Origin of the sequence: Streptomyces sp. NPDC059679 (assembly GCF_042734105.1) — a bacterium.
Taxonomy (GTDB): domain Bacteria; phylum Actinomycetota; class Actinomycetes; order Streptomycetales; family Streptomycetaceae; genus Streptomyces.
The window spans coordinates 120,706-137,674 of the sequence record NZ_JBHWES010000012.1 but is presented as its reverse complement, the minus strand read 5'-3'; the positions used below and the strand labels follow the sequence as shown (position 1 = coordinate 137,674).

The 16,969-nt window shown below is 72.1% G+C and carries 16 protein-coding genes; 8 read left to right on the top strand and 8 right to left on the bottom strand.

Going from position 1 to position 16,969, the window contains the following annotated elements; all coding sequences use genetic code 11:
• Positions 1-53 precede the first annotated feature (53 nt).
• Together ACFV2X_RS16340 and ACFV2X_RS16335 are read left to right on the top strand one after the other, a co-directional pair.
• Complete coding sequence (locus tag ACFV2X_RS16340) at positions 54-1,325, top strand: VWA domain-containing protein (protein WP_385616651.1); 1,272 nt, start codon at positions 54-56, stop codon at positions 1,323-1,325.
• The gene (locus ACFV2X_RS16335) at positions 1,325-2,173 is read left to right on the top strand and encodes a hypothetical protein (RefSeq protein WP_385616649.1); all 849 of its coding nucleotides are present in this window, start codon (positions 1,325-1,327) and stop codon (positions 2,171-2,173) included. The genes ACFV2X_RS16340 and ACFV2X_RS16335 overlap by 1 nt, the downstream gene beginning before the upstream one ends.
• Positions 2,174-2,315: 142 nt before the next feature.
• On the opposite strand, the gene ACFV2X_RS16330 is transcribed toward ACFV2X_RS16335, so the two are convergent.
• Entirely contained in the window at positions 2,316-2,861 is a 546-nt protein-coding gene (locus ACFV2X_RS16330; RefSeq protein WP_385616647.1) for a DoxX family protein, read from the bottom strand.
• Between the two features lie 168 nt (positions 2,862-3,029).
• The gene (locus ACFV2X_RS16325; protein WP_385616645.1) at positions 3,030-3,509 is read right to left on the bottom strand and encodes a macro domain-containing protein; all 480 of its coding nucleotides are present in this window, start codon (positions 3,507-3,509) and stop codon (positions 3,030-3,032) included.
• Between the two features lie 51 nt (positions 3,510-3,560).
• Here ACFV2X_RS16325 and ACFV2X_RS16320 point away from each other — a divergent pair, with 51 nt between their 5' ends.
• The gene (locus ACFV2X_RS16320) at positions 3,561-3,989 is read left to right on the top strand and encodes a cytidine deaminase (RefSeq protein ID WP_385616643.1); all 429 of its coding nucleotides are present in this window, start codon (positions 3,561-3,563) and stop codon (positions 3,987-3,989) included.
• Between the two features lie 99 nt (positions 3,990-4,088).
• Here the strand turns inward: ACFV2X_RS16320 and ACFV2X_RS16315 are convergent, their stop codons facing one another.
• From ACFV2X_RS16315 to ACFV2X_RS16295, 5 genes are all read right to left on the bottom strand, one after another.
• Positions 4,089-5,276, bottom strand: coding sequence for an anhydro-N-acetylmuramic acid kinase (locus tag ACFV2X_RS16315; RefSeq protein ID WP_385616641.1), 1,188 nt, complete (start codon positions 5,274-5,276; stop codon positions 4,089-4,091).
• Entirely contained in the window at positions 5,267-6,664 is a 1,398-nt protein-coding gene (locus tag ACFV2X_RS16310) for an MFS transporter (RefSeq protein ID WP_385616639.1), read from the bottom strand. The genes ACFV2X_RS16315 and ACFV2X_RS16310 overlap by 10 nt, the downstream gene beginning before the upstream one ends.
• Before the next feature lie 119 nt (positions 6,665-6,783).
• Complete coding sequence (gene gndA, locus ACFV2X_RS16305) at positions 6,784-8,241, bottom strand: NADP-dependent phosphogluconate dehydrogenase (RefSeq protein WP_385616637.1); 1,458 nt, start codon at positions 8,239-8,241, stop codon at positions 6,784-6,786.
• Positions 8,242-8,404: 163 nt separating this feature from the next.
• Positions 8,405-9,325 (bottom strand): AEC family transporter, encoded by a 921-nt coding sequence (locus ACFV2X_RS16300; protein WP_385616635.1) that lies wholly within the window; start codon positions 9,323-9,325, stop codon positions 8,405-8,407.
• A gap of 119 nt (positions 9,326-9,444) precedes the next feature.
• Positions 9,445-10,659: a pyridoxal phosphate-dependent aminotransferase gene (locus ACFV2X_RS16295; RefSeq protein WP_385616633.1), complete on the bottom strand. Its 1,215-nt coding sequence runs from the start codon at positions 10,657-10,659 to the stop codon at positions 9,445-9,447.
• Positions 10,660-10,746: 87 nt separating this feature from the next.
• Between ACFV2X_RS16295 and ACFV2X_RS16290 the strand changes: the two genes are divergently transcribed.
• The 4 genes from ACFV2X_RS16290 to ACFV2X_RS16275 all read left to right on the top strand — a co-directional run bounded on the left by ACFV2X_RS16290 (position 10,747) and on the right by ACFV2X_RS16275 (position 14,656).
• Entirely contained in the window at positions 10,747-11,403 is a 657-nt protein-coding gene (locus tag ACFV2X_RS16290; protein WP_385616631.1) for a winged helix-turn-helix transcriptional regulator, read from the top strand.
• 113 nt (positions 11,404-11,516) lie between these two features.
• Complete coding sequence (locus ACFV2X_RS16285) at positions 11,517-13,034, top strand: PepSY-associated TM helix domain-containing protein (protein ID WP_385616629.1); 1,518 nt, start codon at positions 11,517-11,519, stop codon at positions 13,032-13,034.
• Positions 13,035-13,140: 106 nt separating this feature from the next.
• Positions 13,141-13,611, top strand: a complete 471-nt coding sequence (locus ACFV2X_RS16280; RefSeq protein ID WP_385616627.1) for a VOC family protein — start codon at positions 13,141-13,143, stop codon at positions 13,609-13,611.
• Between the two features lie 325 nt (positions 13,612-13,936).
• Positions 13,937-14,656 (top strand): prephenate dehydrogenase, encoded by a 720-nt coding sequence (locus ACFV2X_RS16275; protein WP_385616625.1) that lies wholly within the window; start codon positions 13,937-13,939, stop codon positions 14,654-14,656.
• A gap of 123 nt (positions 14,657-14,779) precedes the next feature.
• Here the strand turns inward: ACFV2X_RS16275 and ACFV2X_RS16270 are convergent, their stop codons facing one another.
• A complete protein-coding gene (locus tag ACFV2X_RS16270) occupies positions 14,780-15,898 on the bottom strand; it encodes a galactosyldiacylglycerol synthase (protein WP_385616624.1) in 1,119 nt (372 codons plus the stop codon).
• A gap of 248 nt (positions 15,899-16,146) precedes the next feature.
• Here ACFV2X_RS16270 and ACFV2X_RS16265 point away from each other — a divergent pair, with 248 nt between their 5' ends.
• The gene (locus ACFV2X_RS16265) at positions 16,147-16,965 is read left to right on the top strand and encodes an SDR family NAD(P)-dependent oxidoreductase (RefSeq protein ID WP_385616622.1); all 819 of its coding nucleotides are present in this window, start codon (positions 16,147-16,149) and stop codon (positions 16,963-16,965) included.
• The last annotated feature ends 4 nt before the right edge of the window (positions 16,966-16,969 follow it).

Sequence of the window (16,969 nt, the reverse complement as noted above, 5' to 3'; positions counted from 1 at the left end):
GTCGGACACCACCCACTTTGGAGCGGTCATATGAAGCTCCATAAGATGCCGCGGTGATCATAAAGAAACGCCTGGCGACAGGCGCCTTCGGGCTGCTCGCGGCCGTGGTCTGCGGCGTGTTGTCCCCCGCCGTGGCCGTAGCCGACGACGAACCGGCCCGTGAGTCCCCCAAAGTCGAACTGGTCCTGGACGTCAGCGGCTCGATGCGCGCCCGCGATGTCGACGGCATGTCCCGCATGGCCGCTGCCAAGCAGGCGTTCAACGAGGTGATCGATGCCGTGCCCGACGAGGTGCGGCTCGGCATACGCACCCTCGGCGCCACATACCCCGGCCAGGACCGCAAGACCGGCTGCCTGGACAGCAAACAGCTCTACCCCGTCGGCCGGGTGGACCGCACCGAGGCCAAGACCGCCGTCGCCACGCTGCGCCCCACCGGCTGGACGCCCATCGGACTCGCCCTGCGCGGCGCGTCCAAGGACCTCGCGGGCGGCGACGCCACCCGCCGGATCGTGCTCATCACCGACGGCGAGGACTCCTGCGGCCAGCCCGACCCGTGCGACGTGGCCCGGGAACTGGCCGCCCAGGGCACCCACCTGGTCGTCGACACGCTCGGGCTGACCCTGGACAGCAAGGTCCGGGACCAGCTCAGCTGCATCGCCGAGGCCACCGGTGGCACCTACACCGCGGTCCAGCACACCGACCAGCTGTCCACCCGCATCAAGCAGCTGGTGCGGCGCGCCGCGGACACCCCGGTCCAGACCCCGACCGCGGTGGCGGGCGCCGCGGCGTGCGCCCAGGCCCCCGTTCTCGGCGCGGGCCTCTACAACGACCGCGAGGGCTTCGGCGAGCACCGCTGGTACCGGGTGAAGGTCGCCCCCGGCCAGGAGCTGCGGGCATCGGCGACCGTGGGCGCCGACCGCGCCGTCGACCCGGACTACGGCGTGATGGTGCGGGCGGTGACCGAGCACGGCCGTGAACTGGTACGCGGCAGCGAGGCGGGCAGCGGCCGCACCGATGTCCTCTCGACCGGGCTGCGCTATCCGGTGGCCGAGGGCCGCGAGGTGGAGGACAGTACGCCGCGCACGATCTGCCTCGAGGTGAGCCAGTCGTTCTCCGCGCCCGCCTCCGTCAAGCGCACCCCCGGCCTCCCCGTCGAACTGGCCGTGAACATCGTCGACGCCGGCGACCCGCCCGCCGACGCGGCCGCCTTCGGCCTCGGCCGCGGTTGGGTGCTGCTGGCCGTGCTCACCGTCACCGGGCTGCTGGTGGGACTGGTGTGGGGCTGGCTGGCCCGCTGGCGCGTCACCGTCTGGAGGACCAACTGATGCGTGCCCTACGTACCGCGGGCGCCGCGTTCGCACTCTGCGCCGCCCTGTTCGCCACCGCCCCCGTGGCGGCCGCCGACGCGTCCCCGAGCGCGAGTGCGGGCACGGACGACGGCGACGAACCCACCGAGGCGGGCACCGGCTTCCGGACCGCCACGGCGATCGAACAGGGACAGACCGCCACCGCCTCGGCTTCGGTCGGCGACTACCTGTACTGGGTGTTCCCCGCGGCGGCCGGGCAGGTCCCCACCGTCAAGGCCACCGTCAAGCTCCCCGAGGCACAGACCCGGCACGGCAGGACCACCTGGCAGCTCGATGTCTACGACGGGCTGCGCCGCCGCCAGGCCTGCACCTCGGGCAGCCAGACCGTGACCGCGGCCCAGCAGGACGCCTCCGTCGACCTCAGCTGTCAGCTGCGCCGGGTGCGGCCCTGGTCGGAGAAATGGGCCAACGATCCGCTGCCGGGGTCGTACTACGTCCGTCTGACGGTCGTGAACCTGCCGGAAGCGGACCTCGGCCTGCCCTTCACCACCGAGATCACCGCCTCCACGCGGGACGTCGGCGGCAAGCACGCGGAGGGCGGCGAACTCTCCCCGCTGACCCCGGCCGTGCGGGCCGGGGCGACTCAGGCGCCGGATGCCGAGCCGAGCCCGGACGCGTCCGAGGCATCCGCCGAGGACACCTCGTCGCACACCGCGGCCGAGCCGAACGGCGGCTGGGGGTCGGGCTGGTGGTCGGACCGCTGGGTGTGGACCGTGATCGGTGGCGCCCTGGGTGCGCTCGCGGGCGTGGGCGGCTACACGCTCACCCGCGGCCGCGGCTTCCGCCGCCCACCGGCCGCCGAGTGAGCAGCGCTGATTCGGCCACCGCCACGGGTGAAACGACCACCGGCTGAACGGCACGCACCGCCCCTCGCCCCGGCGAGCGGGCGGTGCGCGCTCACCGGGCCGCGCCGTGGGCGTACGTCGCCATGAGCGCATGGGACGGGCGTCAGTCGCGGATCCCGATCGTGATCGCCGCAAGGACGGCCGCGATCAGCAGCGTCACCACCCCGTAAATCACATGGTGGGACCGCACCCCAGGGATGACGGCGTCCACGGCGATCCGGCCCGGCCCGCTCAGCGCGAGCCCCGCCGCCCCCACACCGATGAGCAGGGGAAACCCAAAGCCGCCGAAGAACCCCAACGGCCATACGACATGCACCGCGTTGGCCATCGTGCCCGCCACGGCGGCGCCCGCGAGCGGTGTGAGCAGGCCCGCGGCCAGCCCCAGGCCGCCGAACGTCTCGATGACACCGGCCACCCACGCCATGAACGTGGGCACGGGATAGCCGAACTTCTCAAAGGCCCGACTCGTGTTCTCGATCCCCGGGCCGCCCCACCAGCCGAACAGATGCTGGGCGCCCCACGCGGCGATGGTCAACCCGACCCCCAGGCGTATCACCAGCAGCCCCACGTCGTGGGCGACCAGCACATGTCCCCGGGTGCGCGGTGAGGACGCGTGGTGTTGGGCAGGGGTGGGATCGTAGGCAGACATGGCGGCCTCGTCTGATCGAATGCGAAACGCAGATCACTCAGACCACTCAGCCCGAGCGGACAGGCGAACCGGATCCGGCAACGCGCCTCAGTTCAAATATGCCCCCGATGGGGGAAGCCCTCAACTCGGAGGATGTCAGTGGCCGCGGCCGGTCAGCCGCTGTGTCCGTCAGTCGCCGTGGTCATAGACGGTGACCGGGATTCCGCGCGCCACCAACTGCTCGGATATCAGCGGCTCGATCCGCCCCCAGCGCCCACCGGCCAGCCCACAGCCGATGCGCGGCATATGGACCGAGGCCCCCAACTCGGCGGCCTTCGCCGCGACCTCGCCCAGCGCCGAGCCGATCGCCTCGTACCGCACCGGCACCCCCTTGCTGCCCGGGCGCATCCCGCGCTGGCCGACCATATTGGCCACCCACACATACCGGCTCACCTGCACGAACTGGACCGCGCCCAGCCCGAAGTCATTGCGCGCCCGCTCGCGGTGCCAGCGGCGGTAGGCCGCCTCCGGCTCCGGCCAGCGCCGGGAGACGGCCAGCACAAAACCCTTGCCCCAGCCGCCCAGGTCATTGCAGACATGGGCGATGATCTTCTTCCCTTTCCCCTGCGGCGCGGTGGCGTCCCCGCGCACATACTCGATCGCTGCCATAATCCGCACCCTACGGTCCGGCACCGACAGTCCCTTGCGAGAGCGGAGAAGATGACCACGCAGCCCGCCACCGCCGACGAGGAGCTCATCCAGGCCGCGGCCCATGTCGCGCGGACGTACTGCCGGGGCGACGACCACACCATGGCCGCCGCCGCGCGCGCCGCCGACGGCCGCATCGTCACGGCGGTCAACGCCTACCACTTCACCGGCGGTCCCTGCGCGGAGCTGGTGGCCGTCGGGGCCGCGGCGGCCCAGGGCGCCTATGAGCTGGTCAGGATGGTGGCGGTCGGCGACCGGGAGCGCGGGGTGGTCCCGCCGTGCGGCCGCTGCCGCCAGTTCCTGTTCGACTACTTCCCCACGCTCGAAGTCATCGTCGGGACAGTGGACCACCCGCGCACCGTCCCCGTCGCCGAGCTGCTTCCCGTCGCCTACGTCTGGGCGGACCACCAGGCCGACGAGGAAGCCGGCGGCCGGGAATGAGCCGCGGTGGGGGAGCTGCGGCGGGAGGAAGATCAGCTGTGGTTTCTGAGGCCGTTCGCGTGGCGGCCACGCACGGAACAATCCCGGCGCGGCCTGTGCTCATGGCGGTGAGATCTCCAGCCGGGACGGTACGGCTCGGCCTGCGCCAGTGGCTTCCGGTGGCAGGCGCAGGCCGTGGCGGCCCGGGGTGATCGAACCGAGCACGCTGGGGTGGCGGGCGCCCGTGCAGGCCGACACCGTGCCGGCCAGCCCATGGGCGGTCAGAAAGCCGAGAACGGCGAAGGCGTACGCCTCCTTGGCGGCCGAGGGGAGGCCCAGTTCGTCCGAGGTGCGCAGCGGGACGTCCCCCAGGGCCCGGCGCAGGGCGGCCAGCAGGGTGGGGTTGCGGGTGCCGCCCCCCGAGGCGATCACCTCGCCGGCCCCGGTGGAGCGCACCGCGTCCGCCACGGTGGCGGCGGTGAGCTCGGTGACGGTGGCGACCACGTCCTCGGCCGGCACCGGGCCCAAGCCCGTGAGCGCGGCCTGGAGATAGGGCAGATGGAAGAGCTCCTTCCCGGTCGTCTTGGGGGCACGCCGCGCGTAGTACGGCTCGGCCAGCAGCCGGCCCAGCAGCGGGCCGTGCACCGTGCCGCGCGCCGCCATCGCGCCGTCCTCGTCGTAGCCGAGCCGGCCGCCCGTCAGATGGCGTACCGCCGCGTCGATGAGCGCGTTGCCCGGCCCGGTGTCGTACGCGAGGGGTTCCCCGCCGCCGTCCGGCACCACGGTGACATTGGCGATGCCACCGAGGTTCAGCGCCACGCACCCGCCGGGCCGTCCGCGTAGCCACAGCGTGTCGACGACGCTCACCAAGGGCGCCCCCTGTCCGCCGGCCGCGATATCGCGGCCGCGCAGATCGGAGACGACGGGGCGGCCGGTGGCCTCGGCGATCCACGCGGGCTGCCCCAGCTGCAGCGTGCCGTACGCCCGGCCGTCCGCCACCCAGTGGTAGACGGTCTGCCCATGCGAGCTGATGAGCTCGGCGCGCCCGTCGCACAGCTCCCGGTCGGCCCGGACGGCGAGGGCGGCGAACGCCTGGCCGATACCGGTGTCGAGCTCGCACACGGCCGCCATGGTCGTCGGCGCCGGTGGCAGCGCGGCGCTCAGCGCCTCGCGCAACTCCTCCTCGTACGGGGCACTGACCATGCCCAGCGGGGTCAGCACCAGCCGGTCGCCGTCGAGGGTCAGATCGGCGGCCGCGGCGTCGATGGCGTCGTACGAGGTGCCCGACATCAGCCCGATCACCCGCATCGGCCGACCCCCCGCTCGTCACCCCGGCCGTCCCCGTGGCTGTCCCCGCGCCCCTCGCTCAGCGGGCCGCGGTGGTCGTCCCCGCGCAGGGTGAGCAGCGCCAGAAGGCTGATGGCACAGGTCACCGTGGTGTAGTACGCGGGGATGTCCACCTCGCCCGTCCGCTCGATGGTCTTGGTGATGATGAGCCCGGCGCAGCCGGAGAACACGGCGTTCGACAGCGCGTACGCCAGGCCGAGCCCGGTGTAGCGGACCCGGGTCGGGAACATCTCGGCCAGCATGGCCGGGCCGGGGCCGGCCATCAGCCCGACCGCGGCCCCGGCGGCGAACACCGCCATTCCCTTGACGAGGTTCGAACGGTCCGTGTCCTGCAACAGGTTCAGCAGCGGGATCGCCGAGACGGTCACCAGCGCGGCCCCGGACAGCATCACCGGCCGTCTGCCGATCCGGTCGCTGAGCCACCCGGCCGGGATGATGGAGGCGGCGAAGCCCAGATTGGCCACCACGGTCGCGATCAGCGCCTGCCGGAAGCTGGCGCCCAATGTGCTCTGCAGATACGACGGCAGGACGACGAGGAAGGTGTAACCGGCCGCGGCCCAGCCCATGATGCGCCCGGCGCCCAGGACGATGGCCCACGCCACCTCGGCCGCGGGCGGTGTAGGCAATGGCGCCACCGCGCCACCGACCCGCTTGTCGGTGCCCCCGGCGCCCCGGAAGGCGGGGGTCTCCTCGAGCCGCAGCCGCAGCCACAGAGCGCCCAGGCCCATCGGCAGCGTCAGTACGAAGGGCAGCCGCCAGCCCCAGTCGTTCAGCGCCTGCTCGCTCAACACCGTGGCCAGCAGCGCGGCCACCCCTGCCCCGCCCAGCAGGCCCAGCGCCACGGTGAAGGACTGCCACGCCCCGTACAGCCCGCGCCGACCGTCGGGAGCGAACTCCGTCATGATCGAGACCGCCCCGCCGAACTCACCGCCCGCGGACAGGCCCTGCAGCACCCGCAGAAAGGTGAGCAGCCACGGCGCGGCCGCGCCCACCGTGTCGTACGTGGGGAGCAGCCCGATCAGCGTGGTGGCCGCGGTCATCAGCAGCACCACGAGGATCAGGACGGGGCGGCGGCCGATCCGGTCCCCGAGCCGGCCGAAGACGGCTGCGCCGATCGGCCGGAAGAAGAAGGCAAGCGCAAAGGACGCATAGGTCTTGACCAGGCCCTCGAGGTCGTTTCCTCCTTCGGGGGTGAAGAAGTTCGCGGCGATGACCGTCGCGAAGTAGCCGTAGACGCCGAACTCGTACCACTCGATGAAGTTGCCCACCGACCCCGCCACCAGGGCGCGGCGCGTCGGGCGGACGGCCTCCCCGGTGGACCGGGGCGGATCCGGTATGGATACGGTCACCTGTGTTCCCTCCAGCCGTCGCGGTCCTCGCACGGTCAGAAGCCGGTTTCCGTTCCTGATTCCCCGTTTCCCGGTTCTCCACCGGGGCGCTGCCGATCACATCGCGCCCTGGCGCGGCCTCACTTCTGGGTTTCGCTCCGGCCGCCGGACCACTCGGTGTGGAAGACGCCCTCGCGGTCGGTGCGCAGGTAGGTGTGGGCGCCGAAGAAGTCCCGCAGCCCCTGGATGAGGGCGGCGGGCAGCCGGTCGGCGCGCAGCGCGTCGTAGTAGGCGAGCGCGGAGGAGAAGCCGGGCGTGGGAATCCCCTGCTGGGCGGCGGTGGTCACCACGGCCCGCCATGCGTCCTGCGCCTCGCCGAGCTGACGGGCGAACCGCTCGTCGGCGAGCAGCGTGGGCAGCGCGGGGTCGGCCGCGTACGCGCTGCGGATCTCGTCCAGGAACCCGGCCCGGATGATGCAGCCGCCGCGCCAGATCTTGGCCACCGAGCCCAGGTCGATGTCCCAGCCGAACTGGTCCGCCGCTGCCTGGATCATGTTCCAGCCCTGGGCGTACGAGACGATCTTCGACGCGTACAGGGCCTGCTCGACCCGGTCGACCAGCCCGTCGGCGCCCGCCCCGGTCAGGGCGGGCCCCTGCGGTCCCGACAACTGCCGGGCGGCGGCGCGCAGTTCGGTGTGGCCGGACAGCGAGCGTGCGAAGACGGCCTCGGCGATACCGGGGACCGGCGCGCCCACGTCGAGCGCGATCTGCACGGTCCAGCGGCCGGTGCCCTTCTGCTCGGCGGCGTCGGCGACGATGTCGACGAACGGCTTGCCGGTCGCCTGGTCGGTGTGGGCAAGGACCTCGGCGGTGATCTCGATGAGGTAGGAGTTCAGCATGCCGGTGTTCCAGCGGCGGAAGATCTCCGCGAGCTGCGCGGGGGTCTGTCCCGCCGCACGCCGCAGCAGGTCGTACGCCTCGGCGATCAGCTGCATATCGGCGTACTCGATGCCGTTGTGCACCATCTTGACGAAGTGTCCGGCGCCGTCCGCGCCGATGTGGGTGCAGCACGGCTCGCCGTCGACATGTGCGCTGATCTTCTCCAGCATCGGACCGAGCGCGGCATAAGCCTCCGCCGACCCGCCGGGCATGATGGAGGGCCCGTGCAGCGCGCCCTCCTCGCCGCCGGAGATGCCCGTCCCGACGAAGTGGATGCCGCGCTCGCGCAGCGCGCCTTCGCGGCGGCGGGTGTCCTGGAAGTGGGCGTTGCCGCCGTCGATGACGATGTCTCCGGGGTCCAGCAGCGGCACGAACTCGTCGATCACCGCGTCCGTCGGCTCACCCGCCTTCACCATCACCACCAGCCGCCGGGGCCGCTCCAGCGAGGCCACGAAGTCCTCGGGCTTCTCGGCCGGCACGAACGAGCCCTCGTGCCCGAACTCCTCGATCAGGGAGCGGGTGCGGGTGGGGGTGCGGTTGTGCACCGCGACGGTGTAGCCGTTCCGGGCGAAGTTGCGGGCGAGGTTGCTGCCCATGACGGCGAGCCCGGTGACTCCGATGGAGGCAGACGCTGACGAGGCTGACGCGGAGGGTGCCATTGCTGTTCCTCGATTCCTGGCGGGGGTCCGAGCGACATCGACGGTAGCCGGGCCGCCGGGTGTGCGCAGTGCGACACTCACATCCGGCACGTCTCGCCGCGCCCGCGGGGCCGCCGGTGTCCGCCGGCCGGGCCCGCGCCTCCCGCTGAGGAACGGGCACCGCTCAGCCGAGCAGGGCCGCCACCGTGAGCAGCACCGGGGCCGCCAGTAACGTCGACAGCAGGATCGACTCGCGCGCCAGCCTCGTCGCGGTCTGGTACCGCACGGCGTACGTGAAGAGGTTCTGCGCCGACGGGAGTGCCGAGGTGACGACGGCGGCGAACAGCGCGGCGCCGCCGAGACCGAACACCCCGGCCGCGATGGCCCACGCCACCACCGGCTGCGCGAAGGACTTGAGCGCCACCGACAGCAGCACCGGGCCGCGGTCCTCGCCGCGCCCGGGCAGCGCGCTGCCGGGCAGCGAGAGGCCGAACGCCAGCAGCACACCGGGCACCGCCATCCCGCCCAGCATCGAGACCGGCTCCATGACCGGTCCGGGGATCCGCCAGCCGGCCGCGGCCACCACCACACCGGACAGGGAGCCGACGACGATGGGATTGCGCACCGGCGTGGTGAGCTGCCGCAGCAGCGACGTCCGGCCCTCGCTGCGGCTCAGGTCGATGACCGTCAGGGCGATCGGGGACACGACGAGTTGCTGGAAGAGCAGGACCGGCGCGATCAGGGAGGCGTCCCCGAGGACGTACATGGCGACGGGGATGCCCAGGTTTCCGGCGTTCACATAGCTGGCGCACAGCGCGCCGATCGTCGTCCGGCCGACGCTCCAGCGGCGTACGGCGCCGACGGCGATGAACGTCCCCGCGACGACGAAGGTGCTCAAGCCGGTGACGAGCATCGGGACCGACAGCAGGACGGAGAGGTTGGCCCGGGAGAGCGTGGAGAACAGCAGCGCGGGGCTGGCGACCTGGAAGGCGACCGCGGTGAGCACATCGCGCCCGTGCTCGCCCAGCGAGCCGCGGCGCCCCAGGACGTAACCGGTGACGACGATGCTCGCGATGACACCGAAACCCGAGATCACCCCGCCCATAAGCATGCACCTTACAAGCGGTTGCCCGCCGGTGGTACACGACTTCCGTGCGAAGGCGCGGTCAGGGGTCTGCGGTCATGAGCTGTCGCGGTCAGGCCCTCGTGGTCAGGCACCCGCGGTCACGACTGCCGGTATCCGCCGAGGAACCGTCCGATCCTGCTGATGGCCGACTCGAGGTCGTCGACGTGCGGGAGGGTGAGGATACGGAAGTGGTCGGGGCGCGGCCAGTTGAAGCCGGTGCCCTGCACCACCTGGATCTTCTCGCGCAACAGCAGGTCCAGAACGAACCGCTCGTCGTCGTGGATCCGGTGGACACCGAGGTCGATGCGCGGAAACGCGTACAGCGCGCCCTTGGGCTTGACGCAGGACACTCCGGGGATCTCGTTGAGCTTCTCCCATGCGCGGTCGCGCTGTTCGTGCAGCCGTCCGCCGGGCAGTACGAGGTCTTCGATGGACTGCCGGCCGCCGAGGGCCGCCTGGATGGCGAACTGTGCGGGGGTGTTGGGGCACAGCCGCATCGAGGCCAGCATGGTCAGCCCCTCCAGGTAGTTCCTGGCGTGCTGCCGGGGGCCGGACACGACCACCCAGCCGGACCGGAACCCGGCCACCCGGTAAGCCTTGGACAGGCCGCTGAAGGTCAGGCACACCAGGTCGGGGGCGAGGACGGCGGGGCTGTGGTGGACCTCCCCGTCGTAGAGGATCTTGTCGTAGATCTCGTCGGAGAAGACCATCAGATGGTGGCGGCGCGCCAGGTCGAGGATGCCCTCCATGATCTCGCGCGGATAGACGGCGCCGGTGGGGTTGTTCGGGCTGATGATCACCACGGCCTTCGTACGGTCGGTGATCTTCGACGCCATGTCGTCGAGGTCCGGGTACCAGTCGGCGGACTCGTCGCACACATAGTGCACGGGTTTGCCGCCCGCCAGGGCGGTGACCGCCGTCCACAGCGGGAAGTCGGGGGCCGGGATGAGGATTTCGTCCCCGTCCTCGACCAGGGCCTGGACGGCCATGGACACCAGCTCGGACACGCCGTTGCCCAGGAAGACGTCGTCCACGCCGAGGTCGTCCAGGCCGCGCTGCTGGTAGTGCTGGACCACGGCCCGGCGGGCGGGGAGGATGCCGCGCGAATCGCTGTAGCCATGGGCCTGCGGCAGCATCCGGATCATGTCCTGAAGGATTTCCTCCGGGGCCTCGAACCCGAACGCCGCCGGATTGCCCGTGTTGAGGCGCAGCACGCTGTGTCCGGCCTCCTCCAGCGCGTTGGCGTGCTCGATCACCGGCCCCCGGATCTCGTAACAGACCTCGCTGAGCTTGTTCGACTGCCGGAACTCCATGTGGTGCCCTCCCGGTTCTCATCCGCCTCATCAGCCGACGACGGCTTACTTTGTTCTACCAAGGCGCCACTTGGAAAGTCCAACTAAATGGCTAGACTGGGGCGCATGCCACGCCGAAGCTATGACCAGTACTGCGCGATCGCGCGGGCCCTCGATGCCGTCGGTGACCGGTGGACGCTGCTGATCGCGCGGGAGTTGCTGGCCGGCCCCCGCAGATACACCGACCTCCACACCGACCTGCCCGGGGTCAGCACGGACATGCTCGCCACCCGGCTGAAGGACATGGAGCGTTACGGCGTACTCGCCCGCCGGAAGCTGCCGCCGCCGGCGTCGGTCTCCGTCTACGAACTCACCCCCCACGGACGCGCGCTGCTGCCCGTCCTCACCGCCCTCGCCGCCTGGGGCGCGCCCGCGCTGGCCGAACGGCAGCCCACCGACGCCATCCGGGCCCACTGGTTCGCCCTGCCGCTGCTCCATCGGCTCGGGCACCTCGCGGCGGGACATGAAGGGGTCGTCGATGTGGTGCTGGAGGAGGGCGGCTTCCATCTGGTGTTCGGCGCGGCCGAGCCGTCGTACGGGGACGGGCCCGCCGAGCGCGCGGACATCCGGCTCGTCGTGGACGCCGACACCTGCGTCGCCCTCGCCCAGGGCACGCTCACGGTCGCCGACGGCATCGCCGCCGGAGCCATCGAACTGACCGGAGCGGGCCCGCTCGCCGACGCGCTGCGCGGCGCCGGTTCCTGACGGCGTATGACGCGCATCACACACCCGGCCCGGAACTCGACGGCACCCCGATCCGACGACTGATGCGGTGCGGCCACCGCCGTACCGCGTAGTCCAGCGAACGGGAGCCGTCCATGCCCGACCGAACGACCGCCGTCACCACGGACGACGGCTCGCCGACCACGGCCGCGGAGGCCGCGGAGGCCGCGGGGCCGCCACTCGCGGCCGACGCCCGTCCCCCGGGGTGGTCGGGGCGCAAGTGGTGGACGGGACTGCGTCCGCTGGTGCTGCGGCTGCACTTCTACGCGGGCGTGGTCGTCGCCCCGTTCCTGCTGGTCGCGGCGGTGACCGGGCTGCTGTACGCGGCGTCCTTCGAGGCCGAGAAGATCGTCTACGACCATGAGCTGCGCGTCCCCGTCGGCGAGCGCGAACTCCCCGTCTCCCGGCAGATCGACGCGGCCCGCGCGGCCCACCCCGAGGGCACCATCAGCGCGGTGCGGCCCTCCCCGGAGGCGGGTGCCACGACCCGGGTGCTGCTCTCCGGCGTCAAGGGTGTCGATCCGGATCACACCCTCGCCGTCTTCGTCGACCCGTACACCGGGAAGGTGCGCGGCGCACTGGAGCAGTACGGCTCCACCGGCGCACTGCCCCTGCGCACCTGGATCGACGAGCTCCACAGGGATCTGCACCTCGGTGAGACCGGCCGTCTCTACAGCGAGTTCGCCGCCAGCTGGCTGTGGGTGATCACCGGTGGCGGGCTGGTGCTGTGGCTCGCCCGCCGGCGCACCAAGCGCCGGCTGCGCGCCATCGCCCTGCCCGACCGCGCCGCCACCGGCCGCAGGCGGACCATGTCCTTCCACGGGGCGGTCGGTGTCTGGGCCGCGGTGGGCCTGTTCTTCCTGTCGGCGACGGGCCTGACCTGGTCCACCTATGCCGGCGCGAGCATCGAGGACCTGCGCTCCGCGATCGGCCAGACCACCCCGTCGGTCTCGGCCACGCTGGACGGGCGGGAGCGGGCCGGTGGCGAGCAGGCCGGTGGAGAGCACGCCGGCCACGGCTCCATGCCGGGTATGGACATGGGCGGTGAAGACCCGTCGTCCGCCCGCGATGTGGGCATCGACGCCGTACTGAAGGCCGCCCGGGCCGAGGGGCTGAGCAACCCGGTGGAGATCGTGCCGCCCGCCGACGCTGACACGGCCTATGTGGTCCAGCAGATCCAGCGCAGCTGGCCGGAGAAACAGGACTCCGTCGCCGTCGACCCGGCCACCGGCGAGGTCACCGACGTACTGCGGTTCGAGGACTACCCGGTGCTGGCCAAACTCACCCGATGGGGCATCGACGCGCACACCGGAAACCTCTTCGGCCTGGTCAACCAGATCGCGCTGGGCGCCCTCGCGCTCGCGTTGATCTTCCTCATTCTGTGGGGCTACCGCATGTGGTGGCAGCGCGGCAGCGCCTCCGCGTTCGGCCGCCCCGTACCGCGCGGCGGCTGGCAACAGGTGCCGCCGTACGTCCTGGTGCCGCTGGCGGCGGCCGTCGCCGTGCTCGGCTACTTCGTCCCGCTGCTCGGCATCCCGCTCGCCGCCTTCTGGGCCCTGGACATCGTCCTGGGCGAGCTCGCCTACCGGCGTGGCCTGCGCACCTACCGATGAGGTCCGCCATTTTTGCTCCTGTTTCCTCCTGACCGATGAGTTCTCGCGGCCCGGCCGGTCTCAACACACACAGGTACCGGACCCCAGTCGGCAAGGAGAGCCCACCATGCAAAAGATCACGACGTTCCTGTGGTTCGACGACCAGGCCGAGGAGGCGGCCCGCCACTACACGTCCATCTTCGACGACTCCCGGGTGGTGGACATCCAGCGCTACGGGGAGGCGGGGCCGGGGGAGCCGGGCTCGGTCATGACCGTCACCTTCGAGCTCGCCGGGCAGAGGTTCATCGCACTCAACGGCGGCCCCCACTTCACCTTCACCGAGGCCATCTCGCTCTCCGTCGACTGCGCGACGCAGGACGAGGTGGACGAGCTGTGGGCGCGGCTCGGCGACGGCGGGGAAGAGGGGCCCTGTGGCTGGCTGAAGGACAAGTACGGGCTGTCGTGGCAGATCGTGCCGAGCAAGCTGACCGAGCTGATGAGCGACCCCGACCCGGCCAAGTCGGCGCGTGTCACCAAGGCCATGCTCGGCATGAAGAAGATCGACATCCAGGGCTTGGTGGACGCCTACGAGCAGTGATCCGAACAGTATTCCGCCACGTGGGCCGCCACGTGGATATGGCCGCCGTCTCACGGCGGCCATATCCATGTGGCGGCCACATCCGCGTGGCAGCCACATTCGTATCGCCAACCGGTGTTCCATTGGGCCCGGTTGCACCTCTACGCTCGGCCTTGAGGGGATTCTGACACCCAGTCGGACATTCACACGCGTGGAAACGCATGTGTTCGAAGTGGTGCGCAAGTGGATTCGATGGTGTTGTGTGGCGGTGTGGAGGGCACCGTACACATCTGAACACCAGGCATAATCGCAGCTGCGATGGGCGTAGAAAGGGTATGAAGTGGTGGTGAACGCATTGAGTGCGGACAACAGTGTGGGATCGACGATCGAGGCGCTGGAGGCAGAGCGCCCGCGACTTGAGGAACAGCAGGAGGCTCTCAAGAAGGATTTGGAATCCGTCACCAAGCGACTGGAGGCGGTCAGCGGTGCGCTGAACAGCCTTCAAGCGCTCTCCAGCCTGCCGGTACCGCAGCAGGCGCCGGAGGAGCCGGTGGCCGAAACCGCGCCGCCGGCCGCGGAGCCGGTGGCCGAAGAAACCGAGGCCACGGCGGCCGAGCCCGCCCCCGAGGCGGCATCGGAACCGGCCGCTGAGCCGGCCCCTGCCGCCGGGGCCACCGCCACCGCCACGCGGAAGGCCGCCATCGGCCGTCAGCGCAGCAAGGGCAAGGCCAAGGCCCCCGCCACCGCGCGGACTTCGAAGACCGCGGCGAAGAAGGCCACGGCCACCAAGAAGACGGCCAAGAAGGCCGCCGCGGCGCCCAAGGCTGCGGCGCCCAAGGCCGCGGCGCCCAAGACCGAGCCGGCGGCTGAGCGCTCCGGCGGGCTCTCGGACAACGTGCTGGCCGCACTGCGCAAGGCGGGCCGCCCGCTGCGGGCCGCTGAGGTCAACGAGGCCCTGGGGCGCGACGAGACGCGGACGAACGTCAACTCCGTGCGTAACACTTTGGAGCGACTCCGTAAGGCGGACCGGGCCAAGAGCGCCGGGCGCGGCCTGTACGAGGCCTGACCGAGGCCCAGGAGGTCGGCGCCTGACGGGCGGACACCGCCCATCCACCGCCCGACAGGCGCCTCCTCGAAGCACCGCTGAGAACACCGGCCCGCTCCTCGGCACGCGCCTGAGGAAGCCGGCCTAATCGCCCGCCGTACCGTGGGCCGCTCCGGCCACCCGGCCGACCTCGGCCAGACAGGCCGCCGCGTCGCCGGTGAACAGGCGGCGCCCCGCGGCGATACGGCGGTCGCGCGCCGCACCGGGCGCGGTGAGCGTGTCGAGCAGCCGTACGAGTTCGCCCGCGTCCCGCGCGTGGTCGCTCACGCCCAGCGCCGCCATGTGGCGGACACCCTCCAGTCCATGGCCCGGGATGGGGCGATAGCCGACCACGGGCACCCCGGCTGCCAGCGCCTCCAGGGCGGTCTGCCCGGCGGCGTTGTCCACCACGGCCCGCGACGCGGCCAACAGACCGGGCAGGTCCGGCTCCCAGCCGATGGCCCACACCTCCGGCGACCGCGACAGCTCGCGGCGCAGCCGCTCGTTACGGCCGCACAGCACCGCCGGCAGATACCCCGCCGAGGCCAGCAGCCGCGACGTGGCGGCCAGGCGGCTGCCGGTCCCCCACGCACCCGCCGTCAGCGCCACCGGAAGCTTCCCGGACGCGCGGGCCGCGAAGCGGCACCGCCAGTCGGCCGCCCCCGGGGCAGGGGCGAAGAAGCGCCCGGCCACCACCGGACCAGTGGCCACCGCGGGCCGGCCCAGGGCCCGCCGCACGGTGCCGGCCGCCTCGGCGGTGACGCACAGATGCAGATCGTTGCCCGGGTGCAGCCACTGCCGGTGCACCGCGAAGTCGGTGATGACGACGGCGCTGGGCACCGGCAGCGCCCCGCCCGCGCGGAGTCGGCCGGTGAGCTGGGCGGCGAGATGGAAGACGGGGACGACCACATCCGGCCGCCACCGCTCGACCAGGTCCAGCAGCCGGCGTTCGGCCAGTGCCGCCAGCGGGGCGCTGCCCGGCCGCGGGCCGGGGCCCGGGCGGAAGAACGCGGCGTAGATGCCCGCGTAGAGGACGGGGACGTGGCGGATCGCCGCGCGGTATCCGGAGCGCAGCCCCGGGCCGATCCCGGCGGGCAGCAGCGCGAGGACATCGGTCCGGTCCACCCGGTGTCCCAGGGCCGTGAGGCGCCGCGCCAGCTCCCCGGCCACCGCGTCGTGACCGGAGCCCATGCTGGCGCTCACCACGAGGAAACGCCGGCTCACCGGCGCTCCCGGGGAGTGCGCCCGGGGCGCTGGGCATTGGGTGGCGGATACGCGGGAAACATCGTCACCTCCGCTGGTGTGCACGGCTGACGTGCGGCGGACGCGTGTGGTGCGGCGTCGCGCGTGTGCGTGCGTGGCGTGTGTGGTGCATGGTGGAGCTGGACGTGGCTAACTGGAGGTAACCGTTCCGCGTGTCGCCAAACCGTACGGCGGCCGCGTGCCCCGGTCGGCCGTCACAGGGAGTCGCCATGACCCGCCCCCTCCCGGACACAGGAACCCACCGTGGCCCGGCCTGGGACGCGGAGAGTCCCGCTGCCGCGTGGCGCGGCGTCGCACTGGTGACCGGTGCGTCCTCGGGCATCGGCGCCGCCGTCGCGGACCGGTTGGCCGCCGAGGGCGGCTGGCGGCTGCTGATCAGCGGCCGCCACCAGGAGCGGCTGGACCGCGTGGCGGCCCGGACCTCGGCCACCGCCCTCCCCGCCGACCTGGCCACCGAGGAGGGAAGCGGCCACCTGGTCCGGGAAGCGTTCCACGTGGCCGGGCGGATCGACCTGCTCGTCGCAGGGGCGGGGGTCGGCTGGGCCGGGCCGTTCGGCTCGATGCCGCCCACGGCCATCGACCAGGTGATCTCCGTCGACCTGCTCGCCGCCATGCACCTCGCGCGCCTGGTGCTGCCGCACATGCTGGCCGAACGGCGTGGCCATATCGTGCTCATCGGATCGGTCGCGGGCAGCGTGGGCGTCAAGGGCGAGGCGGTCTACTCCGCCGCCAAGGCGGCGCTCGGCACCTTCGCCGACGCCCTCCGGTACGAGCTCCTCGGGTCCGGCGTACGGGTCACCCACGTCGTCCCCGGCGTGGTGGACACCCCGTTCTTCGCCCGCCGCGGCACCCCGTACACCCGCCGCCGGCCCCGCCCACTGCCCCCGGCCACGGTCGCCGACGTGGTCTGGGACGCCGTCGCGCGAGGCCGCGACGAGGTCTACGTACCCGCCTGGCTACGCCTGCCCGCGCTGGTCCGCAGCGCGGCCCCGGCGCTGTACCGCCGACTGGCGTCCCGTTTCGGGTGACGCG

Bases quoted from the DNA above. Each gene is read 5' to 3' on its own strand.
- ACFV2X_RS16335 (WP_385616649.1), top strand. From the start codon at position 1,325: ATGCGTGCCCTACGTACCGCGGGCGCCGCGTTCGCACTCTGCGCCGCC.
- ACFV2X_RS16330 (WP_385616647.1), bottom strand. From the start codon at position 2,861: ATGTCTGCCTACGATCCCACCCCTGCCCAACACCACGCGTCCTCACCG.
- ACFV2X_RS16325 (WP_385616645.1), bottom strand. From the start codon at position 3,509: ATGGCAGCGATCGAGTATGTGCGCGGGGACGCCACCGCGCCGCAGGGG.
- ACFV2X_RS16320 (WP_385616643.1), top strand. From the start codon at position 3,561: ATGACCACGCAGCCCGCCACCGCCGACGAGGAGCTCATCCAGGCCGCG.
- ACFV2X_RS16315 (WP_385616641.1), bottom strand. From the start codon at position 5,276: ATGCGGGTGATCGGGCTGATGTCGGGCACCTCGTACGACGCCATCGAC.
- gndA (WP_385616637.1), bottom strand. From the start codon at position 8,241: ATGGCACCCTCCGCGTCAGCCTCGTCAGCGTCTGCCTCCATCGGAGTC.
- ACFV2X_RS16300 (WP_385616635.1), bottom strand. From the start codon at position 9,325: ATGGGCGGGGTGATCTCGGGTTTCGGTGTCATCGCGAGCATCGTCGTC.
- ACFV2X_RS16295 (WP_385616633.1), bottom strand. From the start codon at position 10,659: ATGGAGTTCCGGCAGTCGAACAAGCTCAGCGAGGTCTGTTACGAGATC.
- ACFV2X_RS16290 (WP_385616631.1), top strand. From the start codon at position 10,747: ATGGCTAGACTGGGGCGCATGCCACGCCGAAGCTATGACCAGTACTGC.
- ACFV2X_RS16285 (WP_385616629.1), top strand. From the start codon at position 11,517: ATGCCCGACCGAACGACCGCCGTCACCACGGACGACGGCTCGCCGACC.
- ACFV2X_RS16280 (WP_385616627.1), top strand. From the start codon at position 13,141: ATGCAAAAGATCACGACGTTCCTGTGGTTCGACGACCAGGCCGAGGAG.
- ACFV2X_RS16265 (WP_385616622.1), top strand. From the start codon at position 16,147: ATGACCCGCCCCCTCCCGGACACAGGAACCCACCGTGGCCCGGCCTGG.